We start from the raw sequence: 13,804 nt of genomic DNA on the forward strand, positions 1-13,804 counted from the left end.
CGCTGATCTTCGGCGGCGAGACCACGGTGGCGCTGCGCGGCACCGGCAAGGGCGGGCGCAACCAGGAACTGGCGCTGCGCGTCGCCCTGATGGGCCGGGACTGGCCGGGACACTGGGCCTTCCTCAGCGGCGGCACCGACGGGCGCGACGGGCCGACGGACGCGGCGGGCGGCATCGTCGATGGCAGCACCGCCGAGCGCATCCGCGCCGCCGGCCGCGACGGCGCGGCGCTGCTGGCCAACAACGACAGCCACGCGGCGCTGCAGGCGGCGGGCGACTTGTTGCTGACCGGCGCGACCGGCACCAATGTCGCCGATGTGCAGGTGCTGCTGCTGTCCTGACCGACCCGCCGGCACCGCAAACGGAAGCGGCCGCCCCCAAGGGCGGCCGCAGCATTTGCGCGTCGGGCTTCAGCCCGGCAGCTGAAACACCCGGTTGGCGACCACCACGACGACCACCCCCGCCGCCAGCGCCAGATAGGGCAGGATGCCGGCGCGCCGGGGCCCGAAGCTGCTCGCGTCATGGTCCAGCCCCAGATCCTCCATCGCCTCGGCCGGGAAACGTCCCTTGTCGGCGACATAATGGCGCCACAGAAAGATCGGCACGATGAGCGCCGCGAAGATCGCCCCCGAAAGCAAAGCGTTGGAATAGCCCCAGACCTTGGCCCCCGCGCCCAGGAACAGGGCATTGACGAAGGCCAGCAGCGTGTTCAGGCCGATCAGCCAGGTCGGCGCGCGCCATGGCCGCTCGACATGCGGCGAGTCGATGCGGTGGATCCAGCCGGCATTCAGGTTCAGGAAGTTGAAGGTCAGGTAGCCCACGTTCGAGATGGCCAGGACGTAGAAATAGCCGTTGGCGTCCGAGGCCAGCGCCAGCAGGAACAGGTTGATGACGAAATTCGTCCAGATCGCGTTGACCGGGGCACCCTGCTCGTTCACATGGCCCAGGAATTTCGGCAGCAAGCCGTCCCGCGAGCCCTGGTAGAGCGTGCGCGCCGAACCGGCGCAGGCGGTCATGATCGCCATGAACAGCGCCAGCAGCATCAGCACGGTGAAGAATTGCGCCACCACCGGCCCGGCGCCGATCATGCCGCCCAGCGCCTGGGCGATGCCGGTGCCGTCGACGATGCCGGGCGCCAGCATGCCCTCGATGCCCAGGACGCCCTGGAAGGCGAAGGGAATCAGGCAGAAGAACGCCATGCAAAGCAGGCCCGAGAAGAAGATGGCGCGGAAGGTGTCGCGCTTGGGATCCTTGAGCTCGCGGGTATAGCAGACCGCGGTCTCGAAGGCATAGGTCGACCAGGCCGCGATGTAGAGCCCGCCCAGCACCAGCGTCCAGCCGCCCAGGTTCCAGCTGCCCGGCTCGGCCGAATAGGCGGTCGCGGGCGGCACGATGTTCGAGACATTGGCATAGTCGATCGAACCGGTGAAGATCGGCACCAGCCCGACCAGGATCAGCGGCACCAGCACGATGATCGCCATCCATTTCTGCGCCGTCGCCGTCGAGGAGACGCCGCGATACTGGATGGCGATCAGGATCAGCATCAGCACCGCGCCGATGACGAAGGTGGTGTTGAAGTAGAGGGTGAACAGGCCGGGGATTTCCAGGTTGAAGGCCGTCCAGCTGCGGATCGCCGGGGTCAGCGCCGCCACCGCGTCGCTGGCCAGCAGCGCCTGGATCGCCTCGGCACTGCCAAGGCCGGGATTGGCAGCCAGATACTCCGCCACCCGCGGGCTGTCGGCGGTGATCGAACCGGCATGGGCGGCGACCCAGTCCAGCACCGGCTGGGACGTGACCAGCGGCACCGGGAACAGCGCGTTCAGGATGTAGCCGGCCGCGATGGCGCAACCCAGCGACAGCACCGGCGACCAGGCGAACCAGTTGCACCAGATCGACAGCGGCGCCACCGGCTTGGCATAGCGCAGCCAGGCCATGGCGCCATAGACCGAGGCGCCGCCGGACTTGTTGCCAAACATGCCCGCCATCTCGGCATAGGTGAAGGACTGCGCGAAGCCCATCATCATCGAGACGATCCAGACGACGAAGGCGACCTTGCCGGTGGTCCCGGCGATGCCGCCCAGCGAGAACAGCACCAGCGGCGGCACGCCGGCAGCGATCCAGAACGCCCCCGTCCAGCTGAGCGAACGGACCATATGGCCGTTCTCTTGCGGCGTTTCCGCCGTTGTGGTCGTGTATGTCATTGCAAAACTCCCCTGCCGGCTTTTCTGTCGGGCCGCCCCCGCCGGCGGGACCGCGGCCCGTGATCCTGGATGCCTGCCATCCGGGGAATGGCGGCATCACGATACCTTCCGGCGGCCGCATGGCCTGCCGGTCTTCCTTCAGCCCTCCGCGGGGGTGATTGTGCTGCGATGGCCGTCGGCCGGGCTCAGTCGTCGGCGAAGATCCCCGGGGATGTCGGCTTTCCGTCGTCGAACTGCGCCAGGTAATCGGTGATGATCTGGCGGTTGACGGTGAAGCCCTTGTATTCGGCCAGCTCGTCGGGCAGGTCGCGGATCACCCGGTGCAGCCGGCGCGCCCATTTCGGCACCGTCACCAGGTCTTGCAGCGCGATCAGGTAGCAGCGGATCGGGAAGGCCAGCGCGTTCGAGCGCGGCAGCCGCCAGAAGCTTTGCAGCTCCACCCGCAGATACTGCTTGGCACCGACATTCTCGGGGGTGATGGTGCGCTTCTCGGGGCCCCAGAGGTGATAGTTCTCGGGGCTTGTATCCAGCCGCGGGTTCACCGTCATGGTCCAGTTCAGCCGCCGCGAGGGCGAGCCCTGCGGGATCGCCAGCAGGAATTTCAGCGCCCGCTGGAAGATGCCCATCTCGGCCGCCTTGGGCACCGGCGCGTGCCATTCGAAGAAGTTCATGCCGATGTCGAAATCCAGCGACCAGTCGGCCTGGCTCGTCACCATGCCGGCATCCATCCACAGGTTGTTCTCGCGCTGGTCCAGCACCGCGAAATCGCCCTGCGCCTGCCGGGTGATATATTCCATCGGCCCGCAGGGCAGCGTCGTCGGGTCAAGGAAGGTGAAGCGCTGCTCGATCCCCAGCGGCCGGTTGACCCAGTGCCAGCGGTCGCCGTCGCGATGCAGCTGGAACAGCTCGGGGTAGTCCTCGGCCTTGCACTGCATGATCAGTTCCAGCAGGTCCCAGCCGGCAAGCTCCATATGCGGCAGGGATTGGCAGCGCAGCGGATCGCTGGCCAGGGTGATGGCGCGGTCGCGCATCTCGGCCACGTAATGCTCGTCCACGTCGAAGCGCTTCTCGAAGACGCTGCCCGCGCGTCCGCCGGTGCCATGCGGCTCCATGTTGACGGAGTACATGTAATCGTCCTTGTCGAACGGGAACGGGAAGCGCCGGATGGCTTCGGGCGAATTGTGATAGCTGTAATCGTCGCGGAAGGTCTCGTCGTTGAACCGGATGGTCATGGCCGGGCTCCTATCGGTCGATGATCAGCGACTCGCCACGGAAGCGCGAGACGCAGGGCATGATTCGGGTCTGTGCGGATTGCTCGTCCTCGGACAGCCAATGGTCGTGATGCTCGATCCGCCCGTGGCAGGACACCACGCGGGTCTCGCAGCGCCCGCAGGCGCCGCCGCGGCAGGACCAGTCGATCTCGACCTCGGCCGCCTCCAGCGCCTCGAGCAGGCTTTGATGGGCGCCGACCGCGATGGTCCGGCCCGAGCGCGCCAGCATCACCTCGAAGGGCCGGCCGGGCGGCGGCGCCTGGAAGACCTCGGAATGCAGGGCGCTTTTCGGCCAGCCCAGCCGGGCCCCCGATTGCGCCACCGCGGTGATCAGCCCCTCGGGGCCGCAGGTATAGACCTGCGTACCCAGCGGCTGGCCGGACAGGATCGCGCCCAGGTCCATGCGATTGCCCTCGTCCGAGATATGGGCGTGGACATGCGGCACATCCGGCAGCAGGTGCAGCCCGGCCGCCTCGGTGCGCGAGCGGGCGGCGTAATGCAGCTCGAAGGGCAGCTGCATGCGCAGAAGCTGCCGGACCTGGGCGATGAAGGGGGTGATGCCGATGCCGCCGGCGATCAGCACATGCTTCCTGGCCCGAAGGTCCAGCGCGAACAGGTTCAGCGGCAGCGAGACGCGCAGCTGGTCGCCGGGCCGCACCCCGCCATGCATGAAGCGCGAGCCGCCGCGGCCGCCATCCTCGCGCCGCACGGCGATCTCGTAGCCCGAGCCGTCCTGCGGATCCGAGATCAGCGAATAGGCGTTGCGGCGCAGCATGTCGCCGTCCGGCATCTCGACCACCACATGCGCGCCGCCGGAGAACAGCGGCAGGGTCGCGCCCCGCGGATGTTCGAAACGGAAGCGCTTGACCAGCGGCGTCAGCGATTCGGCCGCCGTCACGCGCAGCATCAGGGACGTCATGGCTTGATCTCCTGCGGCTCGGGCACGATGCCCGGGGTCTCGGCATCGACGCAGACCCCCTGGAAGGCGCCGATGCGGCGCGAGTAATGGTCGCGCACGAACAGGTTCAGCCCGCAATGCGCGCAGATGAACGGGTCGGTGGTGACGTTCTCGGTGATGCCCTTGCAATGCACGCATTGCATCCGCCGGGCGATGTCACCGCGATGTTCGGCATCGATGGCCTCCAGGGGCAGGCCGGCGGCCAGCGCCTCGGCCATGGCCTGACCGATCAGCCCCTCGCTGCCGGCCAGGTAAAGCCGGGTGCCCATATGGGCGTCGGCCAAGGCCCGCACGAAGCGCGGCCGCAGCGCCGCCCAGCTCGGCCCCTCGACATAGCTGGCCGGCCCCAGTCCCCGCAGCCGCGCCGCCAGGTCGGGACCGGCAGGGGCGCCGGACGGGACATAGAACAGCTGGGCATGGCGCATGACCGGGGGATCGGCCTTGGCCAGCTCGGCCAGCGCCTCGCCGCCCGCGCCCTCGGCCAGCATCAGCGAAGGCAGCGCCCCGTGCGGTCGCAACCCGCCATAGACCGGGCGGCTGGGGATCGAAGGTGAAAATTCCGTGGCTCGCATTGGCTGCGTTCTCCCTGTCGCGAAGGGGGCGGGGCGGTCTTGGCGCCGCCCGCGCATTCCCGGTCGGCTCAGCCCTTGGCGGTGCGACGCTTCTTCTCGGGATCGTGGAAGGGCATCGGCTGGGCCGTGGCGGCGATGTCGCCGCCAGGGTTGCGGATGGTCAGCGGCGTGCCGGGCACCGCGCAATCCACCGGCATCCGGGCGATGCCGATATTGTGCTTGTTCAGCGGGCTGTAGAAGCCGATGGTGACCACGCCCACTTCCTTGCCGTCCTTGATGATCGGCGCGCCCTCGGCCGCGGCCTCGGTGCCTTCCAGCTTGACGCCGTAGATCTTGAAGCGCTCCTTGCCACGCAGCCGGTAATGCTCCTCGGCGCCACGGAAGCCGGTCTTGCCGGGCGAGACGGTGAAGTCCAGCCCCAGCTCCCACAGCGTGTCGCCGCAGGGCTCGTTCTCGAACGGGTATTTCTCGGAATTGTCATAGGGGAAGAACAGCAGGTAGCTTTCCGCCCGAAGCAGGTCCAGCGTGGTGAAGCGGGTGGGGATGATGCCCATCGCCGCGCCCTCGGCCACGATCATGTCCCAGATCTCGGGCGCGTCCTGGCGGCGGCAGAAGATCTCGTAGCCGCGCTCGCCGGTATAGCCGGTGCGCGAGATGGTCACCGGCTTGCCGAACAGCGTGGTGTGCATGTGGCTGAAATAGGCCAGCTCGCGGATGCCCGGCACGTGCTTTTCCAGATAATCCACCGCCAGCGGCCCCTGCAGCGAAATGTCGTGCAGGTCGTCGTCGAACAGCACGCTGACATTGCGTCCCAGGGCCGCCATGGTCAGCTGCTCGTGCCCCTGGCCCGAGCCATGCACCACCATGAAGCTGTGCGGGCCCATGCGGTAGATCACGCAGTCGTCGATGAACTTGCCGCCGTCGTTCAGCATGCAGGCATAGGCCGACCGTCCGGGCTTGATCTTCTCGACCGAGCGGGTGGTGGCGCGGTCGATGACATGGCCAGCATGGGGGCCGATCACATGCACCTTCTTCAGGCCCGAGACGTCCATCACCCCGGCCTTGGTGCGGATCGCCATATATTCCTCGAGCTGGTCCTTGTCATAGGTCCAGGCCGTTCCCATCCCGCTCCAGTCCTCGAGCGCCGAGCCCAGGGCCCGGTGCCGGTCTGCCAGAGCCGAAAATCGCCAACTCGCCGTCATCTCAATTCCTCCTGTCGGTATCCGTTCCGCGATCCGCCACGGGCGGAGGCGGAGCTCCATGGCAACGAAGGGCGGTGCAGCCGGCGCGATCAGGCAAAGGGCGGCAGACAGGGCGCCGATTCGGCGACATGCCTGGCAAGGTCGGAACGAACAGGGTGGACCTGTCCCTTCCCGGGGTCGGGCTCCGGAGGGAGCGCGACCCATGAACCACCTGTTGTTGATCGGACCGGTTTTGCATCCGCTCGCTTGTTGGAACCATTCAATACATATCTCGCCTGAAAAGCAATTATTTTTCTTATCAGGAATGTTTTGGGTATCTTTCTGCCTATGTGTCGCCCAAGAACCGGATTTCTGGCAGATAACGCCGCAGGGCCACGAGACGGAGGGCCGCCTCGGTCGGCCCGGGCAGGCGCAAACCCGCGGGCAGCAAGCGGCGCGGGGCGCGGATGAGGCGAATCATGCGCACCTTGCAGGCGACACCCCGACTCGGGCCCGGCAGTGCGCCGGCGGGGCGGGCCATTGCGGGAAAAAATCATGCCGGCGCCGCGACTTGCGAAGGCGCTGCGCCGGCGTCACGGGTCATAGCGCTTCAGCGCGGGCGGTGCCTGGCCGGGAGGTCTTGCCTCCGGCGGGGGTATTTTTCCAGCGAAGAAGCGGCAGACGAAAAGGGCGGCCCGGTGGCCGCCCGGCGCGGTTCTCAGCCCATGCGCTCGGAGGCGTAGCTGCCGGGCGAGGCGGGGAAGACCACGGTCTTGTTGCCGTTCAGGAACACCCGGCGGTGGATATGGGCGTGGATGGCGCGCGCCAGCACCTGGCTTTCCACGTCGCGGCCCAGCGAGACATAGTCGTCGGGCGACTGGGCATGGGTGACGCGGATGATGTCCTGCTCGATGATCGGGCCCTCGTCGAGATCCGCGGTCACGTAATGGCTGGTCGCGCCGATCAGCTTCACCCCGCGCTCGAAGGCCTGCTTGTAGGGGTTCGCGCCCTTGAAGCTCGGCAGGAAGGAATGGTGGATGTTGATGATCCGCCCCGACATCCTGCGGCAGAGCTCGTCCGACAGCACCTGCATGTAGCGTGCCAGCACGATCAGCTCGGCGCCCGAATCCTCGACCACCGCCATCAGCTGCGCCTCGGCCTGCGGCTTGTTCTCCCTGGTGACCTTGATGCAGTGGAAGGGCAGGTCGTGGTTCACCACCACCTTCTGGTAGTCCATGTGGTTCGAGATCACCGCCACGATCTCGATCGGCAGGGCGCCGATGCGCCAGCGATACAAGAGGTCGTTCAGGCAATGCCCGAAGCGGCTGACCATGATCACCACCTTCATCTTCTCGGATTCGTCATGGATGGCGTAGTCCATGGCGAAGGCCCTGGCCGGCTCGGCCAGGCCGTCGCGCAGCTCGTCAAGCCCCACGCCCTGCTCGGAGACGAAGCTGACGCGCATGAAGAAGCGGCCGGTTTCGACATCGTCGAATTGCGAGCTGTCGGTGATGTTGCAGCCATGCTCGGCCAGGAAGCCGGCCACGGTGGCGACGATGCCGCGGGTCGAGGGGCAGGCAACCGTCAGCGTGTATTTCTTCATCTGGCTCTCCACTGAACAAGGGCACGGGGCCCGATTTCCTTCTTGTGCAAATCTGCGGGGATCCGGGGGCGCGGCGCTGATGCCTCAGGCGGTCAGCCCCCCGCCTCCCCGAAATCGGGCTCGGGCCAGCCATTGGCCCGGCAGCAGGCGATGAGCGTATTGGCCAGCAGGCAGGCGATGGTCATCGGCCCGACCCCGCCCGGCACCGGGGTGATGGCGCCGGCGACCGCGGCGGCGCTGTCGAAATCCACGTCGCCGACCAGCCGCGACCGGCCGTCCTCCTCGATGCGGTTGATGCCGACGTCGATCACCGTCGCCCCGGGCTTGATCCAGTCGCCCTGGATCATCCGCGGCCGGCCGACGGCGGCGACCAGGATGTCGGCTGTCCGGCACAGGCCGGCCAGGTCCTTCGTGCGCGAATGCGCGATGGTCACCGTGCAGCTGTCGCCCAGCAGCAGCTGCGCCATCGGCTTGCCGACGATGTTGCTGCGCCCCACCACCACCGCGTTCAGCCCGGAAAGATCGCCGAGGGTGTCGCGCAAGAGCATCAGGCAGCCCAAGGGCGTGCAGGGCACCATGGCCTTCTGCCCGGTCCCCAGCAGCCCGACATTGAGGATGTGGAAGCCGTCCACGTCCTTTGCCGGGTCGATGGCGTTGATCACCGCCTCGGCATCCATGTGCCCGGGCAGCGGCAGCTGCACCAGGATGCCATGCACCGCCGGGTCGGCATTCAGCCGGGCGATCAGCGCCAGCAGCTCCGCCTGCGCCGTCCCGGCCGGCAGCTTGTGCTCGAAGCTCGCCATGCCGGCCTCGCGGGTCTGGATGCCCTTGTTCCGGACATAGACCTGCGACGCCGGATCCTCGCCCACCAGAACCACCGCAAGACCAGGCACCACGCCATGCGCGGCCTTCAGTCCGGCAACCGCCTCCGCAACCCGTGACCGAACACCAGAAGCAAAAGCCTTGCCGTCGATGATCTGTGCATTCATGCGCCCAATCTCCTTCGCTAACCGCGCCGTGTCCGGACGGCCTCGGCCGACCGCCACGCTCGCGCATAGCGCAGACGCCGGCAGCTGCAAACCCGGACCAAATGGCGGGCCTGTCCGTACCGGTTTCGCCTCTATCCCTGTTGGCGCAACTTTCCAACCGCGCGGCGCGGGAACCCGGCCGGTTTGCGACAGCGCGCCGCGCTTTTGCGACCTGCCTGCGTCAGCCCAGCAGATAATTTGCGACAGTCCAGGCACCGATCCCCATCAGCGCCAGCGCCGCCAGCCCCAGCAGCCAGCGCAGCGCCTGCGACAGGCTGGCCCGGCCGCGCAGCCAGCGGCCGAACAGGTAAAGCAGCAGCCACAGCGCCACCGCGGCAGCCAGCAGCGCCCAGCCGGCCCCGGCGATGCCCGAACCGAGCCAGAACCCCAGCAGGCCGATGGCAAGGCCGGCCAGCATGGCCAGATACAGCATCTTGTCGGCCAGCATCCGCCAATAGCTGCCCGGCATGGCGAAGCGCGCAAAGCCCGAGATCAGCCCGCCGCCGGCACGCAGCGCCGTGGCCGCCCGCGTGCCGAGGATGCGCAGGATGCCGTCATCGGGCAGGTCGTCGATCATCCGCGACAGGATCGCCATGCTGCGGCTGCTCCAGCCGGCGATCTGCGGAGCGCGCGGGCCCAGCGGCTTGAAGGCGCTGTAATGGGCGCGGAACCGGCCCAGGTCCAGTATGGCGGCGTCCTTGACCCCCAGCGCCTGGGCCGCGGTTTCCTCGAACGCATCCGCGTCGATGCCGGAATCGCGCAGCTTGGCCCTGAGCAGCGCCAGCCGCCGGCCTTCGCCGGCCTTGTCGCCATATTCCTCGGCCAGGATCTCGTTGTGCAGCTGGTCGGTCCAGGCCTGCCGCTCCTCGGGGCTGCGGTCCGGCATCAGCGCGGCGATGATGCGCTCGGCCCCGTCGAGCCGGCCCCAGAGGATGTCATGCTCGCGCCAGTCGCGGCTGAGGAAGCCGCCGAAAGCCCCGACCGCGATGCCCGCCAGCTTCGCGGGGCGGCCGTTCAGCCCGCTGTCGGCGGGGCTGATGCGGAACACCTCGACCTGGGAATGCTCCTGCATCCCCGCGCCCTCGAGGAAGGGATAGGTCATCACGTCGTGCCAGTGAAACCCGTCATAGACCTGTTGCAGCCCGGGCAGGCGCAGCAGGTCCAGTCCCTCGCGGATGCGGGCGCTGCCCTGGTCGAAGGCGGCGCGCATGTCGGCACCGAGCCGCGCCAGCGCCTTGTCGACCAGTGGGCGGATCGCCGGCATCTCGTAGACCCGGCGCGCGAGGTCGTAGCGCTTCTGCAGGGTCGGCTGCTGCATCGCCTCGCCGTAATGGCGGCCGATCTCGCGCGTCAGGGTGGCGATCTCGTCGCGGTTCAGCAGCACCCCGGCATCGGCCTCCAGCGGGGTGGCCAGGCGGCGGACGGCGGCCAGCTCGGTCTCGACCAGCAGCCGGGCGGCGCGCAGCATCTGCGCCGAATCCGGCGGCAGCGGCGCATCGGGGGCCGGGTCCAGCCGCCGGTCGATCTCGGCCCGCAGGTGGATCAGCCGCCGCAGCCGGAAGCCGATGTCGTGGCGCGACAGGAAAGCGGTTTCCGTCTCGCGCCCCGGCTGGTGATAGGCCGAGAAATGGTCGTCCCGCCAGGCGCGCAGGATCTGGCGCAGATACAGCGCCTCGTCCGAATCCGGGGCATAGCCGGCCAGGCGGGCGACGATGCCGGTCAGGCTGTCGCTGGTGTCATAGACCCGCAGGTGGTGATAAAGCGGATAGGTGTCGCCATAGCCCATCCCCATCTGGTCGGCCAGGTCGAGACGGTCCAGGTCGTCGGGCTTGGCCGGCTCGGCCATGGGCCGCCCGCGCCGCGCCGCCTGCTGCTGGTCGCGCGCCCAGCGGGCCTGCAGGGTGCCCAGCCGCTCCAGCCGGGCGTTCATGCGGGTGATGGCGCGGATGTCGTCGCGGATCACCTCGGTCCGCGGCAGGGTCGAGGCCGCGAGCCGGGCGTTCTGCAGGAAATCCACCGGCTCGGGCGCCGGCGGCAGCACCACGCCGGTCAGCGGATCGGGCGGGTGGCGTTCCTCGGGGAAGGGGTCGATGAACAGGAGCTTGCGCTCGCCCGGCAGGGTGGTCGGGCGGAAGGGGATCAGGTCGATCGCGTGGCTGAAGGGCCGGTTGTCCAGATAGCCGCCATCGGCGAACAGCCGCTGCTCATGCGGCCAGCCGCGGGGGAAGAAGCGGGCGTAGTCCGGCTTCCGGGCGTCCGCGGGCAAGTCGGCGAAGCGCATCGGCGGGAAGGCCACCGGAAAGGACGAGGTGCAGCGCGCCGCAAAGGCCAGCATAGCGTCGTTCTCCGGCGAGAAATCGTTGCGCCCCTCGCGTCCGCCGTCATAGGCGAAATGAAAGACCGTCTTGTGGATCTTTTCGTCCAGCCGGGCGCCGGTCAGGTGGATCGGCGCCGGCACGCCTTGCAGGTCGGTGGCGGTGACGAACAGGTCCACCATTTCCGACAGCGGCTTGCCGTCGCCCTTGATGCGGGCGATGGTCTCGTGCAGCACGCCATACATGTGGCCGCCGTCCAGCAGCGACTCGGTCGGGCGCAGCCGGGCGGCGCGAGGGGCACGGTCGTTGAGCAGCAGGCCGATGTCGGCCTTGTCGGTCCAGGCCTCGCGCAGCACCGCCATGTCGCGGCTTCCCACCACCAGCGCCTTGGCCAGCGCCACGCCGTTGATGCCGCCCGCCGAGGTGCCCGAGATGATGTCGATCACGAAGCGCTTGCGCCCGCCGCGCTTGCCCGCCAGCTCGCGCGAGAGGCGGCGATAGATCATCTCGCCCGGCGCCAGTTCCTCGTCCGGCAGGTCGGAACTGCCGCGCACCATGCGCAGAAGCTCCTGCGCGATGCCGTTCATGTAGATCGCCAGCGAAACGCCGCCATAGAGGACGACCGCGAAACGCACCTCACCCGTAGCCTGTTCGACCATGACCTTCCCCCGAAACAGCGCAAGGCCCCGGCCGGCAGTTCCGAAAGCCATTCCGTTTCAGCAGGATAGGGGCAAAAGACCGTTTTGTCTTGGGCGATTTTCAACCATCACGCGCCGGGCAGATCGCCAAGCTCCAGCTCCTGCAGGGCGTCATAGGCGGCGATGACGGCGGCGCGCTGCGCCTCGTGCGCGGCGATGAAGCCGTCGCTCAGCAATGTCTGGTCCGGGCATTCGGTAACCAGCACCAGCGGCATGGGCGCGCGCATGTCCTCGGTCAGGATGCGGATGAAGCCCTGCGGCGCCTCCAGCGCCAGACCGTGCCGCCGGGCCAGCGCCAGTTGCGCGGCGTTGCGCTCGGCCAGGCCGGGCAGCTGGCGCAGCCGGGCGATCACCGCCTCGGCCAGCCGAGCGGCGGCGGCGGCCCAGCCGGGATGGTGGCGCAGGATCAGGAAGAAGCCGCGCGGCATGGTCCAGCTTTCGAAGCCGCGCGGCACATAGCCGCTGAGCGGCCGGGTCCATTCATGCGCCGGATAGCCGTGCAGGCTGACATGCAGCAGCGCCGCCGACAGGCAATAGGCCTGGTCGCGCAGCGCCCGCTCGGCCTCGGGCGGACCGTCGCGATATTCCAGGTCGTCGCCAAGCGCCGTATAGCGCGCCGCATGCAGCATGTGGCGCGGATTGTCGCGGGCGAGCCGCTGGCGCAGCGCATAGCCGTCGGGATTCTCCAGCGGCAGAAGCGCGAAATGCGCGCCTTCGCGCCCGGCAAGCTCCTGCGCGGCGCGCAGGGCGCCCACGGGGCCCGAGACCTCGTTGGCATGCTGCCCGGCCGAGATCATCACCGCCCGGTCGCGTCCCGGCAGGTAACGGCCCTCGATGATCCGGCCGGCGACCGAGCGGGCGTGGAAGGGCCGGCCCGGCAGGCGCGCCAGCTCGGCGGCGATCTGCTGCGGCGACAGCGCCTCGCGCGCCCGGTCGAGCGGCTGGCAGCCGCCCTCCTCGGCGCTGCGCTGCCAGGGGCGGGTCCCGATGCGCAGGCTGTGCCGGTCGCCCCGGCGGATGCGCGGCACGATCTGGCCAGGGCGCAGGCCGCGGTCGCCGGGCGGCCGGCCGAGGCGGTGCTGGAAATGCTCGATCAGCGAGAAATACAGGTCCTCGTGCAACGCCTCGACCAGCGACACCGCCTCGTCCCCCCAGCCCAGCGCACGGTCGCGGACCGGCAGCGTGACCGAGATGTCCAGTTCCTGGAAGAACGGCGCCTTCTGCCAGGGCGCGGCGGCGACCGCGCGCATGGCGTCGCGATACAGCGTCTCGTAATCGGTCAGCAGCGGCTCGCCCTGCCCGTCCCGGACCAGCCAGCCGCAGGGCGACAGCGCCGGCTGCATGGCGTGGTCGCGATGCATGCGGTTGGGCGCCAGCACCACCATCTCGCGCCGCATGCCCGAGACATAGCCGAGGCTCAGGCGATATTCCGGCATGGCGGCGCTCTCCGGCCCCTCCTGCAGGTCGAATGCGGTCAGCGGGAACAGCGCCGGCAGCGGATAGGCCTCCAGCAGGAAGCGGCCCGGCGCGGCCTCGGGGTGGCGCGGGCAGATGATCCGCGCCTCGGCCAGGCCGGCGGTCTCGATCTCTTCCAGGAAGGCGTGCAAGAGCGGCTTGTAGGCCGAGCGGCAATGCGCCCGCACCCCGCGCAGCGCCAGCGCCGCCTCGGCCGCGCGGCGGGTCGGGGCGTCGTCGAAGCTCCAGATCTCGGCGCGGGCGCAGGTCAGCTCGCGCACAAGCCGCGCCAGCGTGGCGGGATAGCGCGCCTGAAAGAGCAGCCGGGTGTCGTCCATCAACCCGCCTTGCGCAAAGCCTCGCAAAGCTGCGCGACCGTGGGCGGGAAGGGATTGCCCTTCATCGAGGAACTGGCCAGCGACGCCTCGGCCACCGCCTGGTGCCGCGCCGGATCGAGGCCCTGCGCCCGCAGCCCCGGCAGGCCGGCCCCGCGCGCCCAGCGGGCCAGGGCCTGCGGCGCCT

General features: G+C 68.9%; 10 protein-coding genes and 1 pseudogene. 1 reads left to right on the forward strand and 10 read right to left on the reverse strand.

Going from position 1 to position 13,804, the window contains the following annotated elements:
* Positions 1-341, forward strand: a 341-nt coding sequence (locus I9P22_RS19490; RefSeq protein WP_332909047.1) for an MOFRL family protein, incomplete at its 5' end; no start/stop codon positions are given.
* Between the two features lie 69 nt (positions 342-410).
* On the opposite strand, the gene I9P22_RS19495 is transcribed toward I9P22_RS19490, so the two are convergent.
* The 10 genes and pseudogenes from I9P22_RS19495 to I9P22_RS19540 form a co-directional block, all read right to left on the reverse strand.
* Positions 411-2,201, reverse strand: a complete 1,791-nt coding sequence (locus I9P22_RS19495) for an APC family permease (protein ID WP_199261283.1) — start codon at positions 2,199-2,201, stop codon at positions 411-413.
* Positions 2,202-2,386: 185 nt separating this feature from the next.
* Entirely contained in the window at positions 2,387-3,433 is a 1,047-nt protein-coding gene (locus I9P22_RS19500) for a heme-dependent oxidative N-demethylase family protein (RefSeq protein ID WP_199261285.1), read from the reverse strand.
* Positions 3,434-3,443: 10 nt separating this feature from the next.
* The gene (locus I9P22_RS19505; protein WP_199261287.1) at positions 3,444-4,391 is read right to left on the reverse strand and encodes a PDR/VanB family oxidoreductase; all 948 of its coding nucleotides are present in this window, start codon (positions 4,389-4,391) and stop codon (positions 3,444-3,446) included.
* On the reverse strand, positions 4,388-5,002 hold the full coding sequence (locus I9P22_RS19510) for a dimethylamine monooxygenase subunit DmmA family protein (RefSeq protein WP_199261289.1): 615 nt from the start codon (positions 5,000-5,002) through the stop codon (positions 4,388-4,390). Before I9P22_RS19510 ends, I9P22_RS19505 begins: the two co-directional genes overlap by 4 nt.
* Positions 5,003-5,070: 68 nt before the next feature.
* Positions 5,071-6,204 (reverse strand): aminomethyltransferase family protein, encoded by a 1,134-nt coding sequence (locus I9P22_RS19515; RefSeq protein WP_199261291.1) that lies wholly within the window; start codon positions 6,202-6,204, stop codon positions 5,071-5,073.
* 697 nt (positions 6,205-6,901) lie between these two features.
* Positions 6,902-7,786: a formyltetrahydrofolate deformylase gene (gene purU, locus I9P22_RS19520; protein WP_199261293.1), complete on the reverse strand. Its 885-nt coding sequence runs from the start codon at positions 7,784-7,786 to the stop codon at positions 6,902-6,904.
* Between the two features lie 92 nt (positions 7,787-7,878).
* A complete protein-coding gene (folD, locus tag I9P22_RS19525; RefSeq protein ID WP_199261295.1) occupies positions 7,879-8,775 on the reverse strand; it encodes a bifunctional methylenetetrahydrofolate dehydrogenase/methenyltetrahydrofolate cyclohydrolase FolD in 897 nt (298 codons plus the stop codon).
* 220 nt (positions 8,776-8,995) lie between these two features.
* The gene (locus tag I9P22_RS19530) at positions 8,996-11,788 is read right to left on the reverse strand and encodes a patatin-like protein (RefSeq protein WP_199261297.1); all 2,793 of its coding nucleotides are present in this window, start codon (positions 11,786-11,788) and stop codon (positions 8,996-8,998) included.
* A gap of 107 nt (positions 11,789-11,895) precedes the next feature.
* Positions 11,896-13,620 carry a M14 family zinc carboxypeptidase gene (locus I9P22_RS19535; protein ID WP_199261299.1) on the reverse strand — a complete coding sequence of 575 codons (1,725 nt, stop codon included), beginning with the start codon at positions 13,618-13,620 and terminating at the stop codon, positions 11,896-11,898.
* Positions 13,620-13,804 (reverse strand): annotated as a pseudogene (locus I9P22_RS19540) (iron-containing alcohol dehydrogenase); the annotation flags it as partial. The pseudogene I9P22_RS19540 and the gene I9P22_RS19535, both read right to left, overlap by 1 nt.

Source organism: Paracoccus binzhouensis, assembly GCF_016446475.1.
Taxonomy (GTDB): domain Bacteria; phylum Pseudomonadota; class Alphaproteobacteria; order Rhodobacterales; family Rhodobacteraceae; genus Paracoccus; species Paracoccus binzhouensis.

Excerpts from the sequence above, each read along its gene's own strand:
- I9P22_RS19495 (WP_199261283.1), bottom strand. The coding sequence starts at position 2,201 with ATGACATACACGACCACAACGGCGGAAACGCCGCAAGAGAACGGCCAT.
- I9P22_RS19500 (WP_199261285.1), bottom strand. The coding sequence starts at position 3,433 with ATGACCATCCGGTTCAACGACGAGACCTTCCGCGACGATTACAGCTAT.
- I9P22_RS19505 (WP_199261287.1), bottom strand. The coding sequence starts at position 4,391 with ATGACGTCCCTGATGCTGCGCGTGACGGCGGCCGAATCGCTGACGCCG.
- I9P22_RS19510 (WP_199261289.1), bottom strand. The coding sequence starts at position 5,002 with ATGCGAGCCACGGAATTTTCACCTTCGATCCCCAGCCGCCCGGTCTAT.
- I9P22_RS19515 (WP_199261291.1), bottom strand. The coding sequence starts at position 6,204 with ATGACGGCGAGTTGGCGATTTTCGGCTCTGGCAGACCGGCACCGGGCC.
- purU (WP_199261293.1), bottom strand. The coding sequence starts at position 7,786 with ATGAAGAAATACACGCTGACGGTTGCCTGCCCCTCGACCCGCGGCATC.
- folD (WP_199261295.1), bottom strand. The coding sequence starts at position 8,775 with ATGAATGCACAGATCATCGACGGCAAGGCTTTTGCTTCTGGTGTTCGG.
- I9P22_RS19530 (WP_199261297.1), bottom strand. The coding sequence starts at position 11,788 with ATGGTCGAACAGGCTACGGGTGAGGTGCGTTTCGCGGTCGTCCTCTAT.
- I9P22_RS19535 (WP_199261299.1), bottom strand. The coding sequence starts at position 13,620 with ATGGACGACACCCGGCTGCTCTTTCAGGCGCGCTATCCCGCCACGCTG.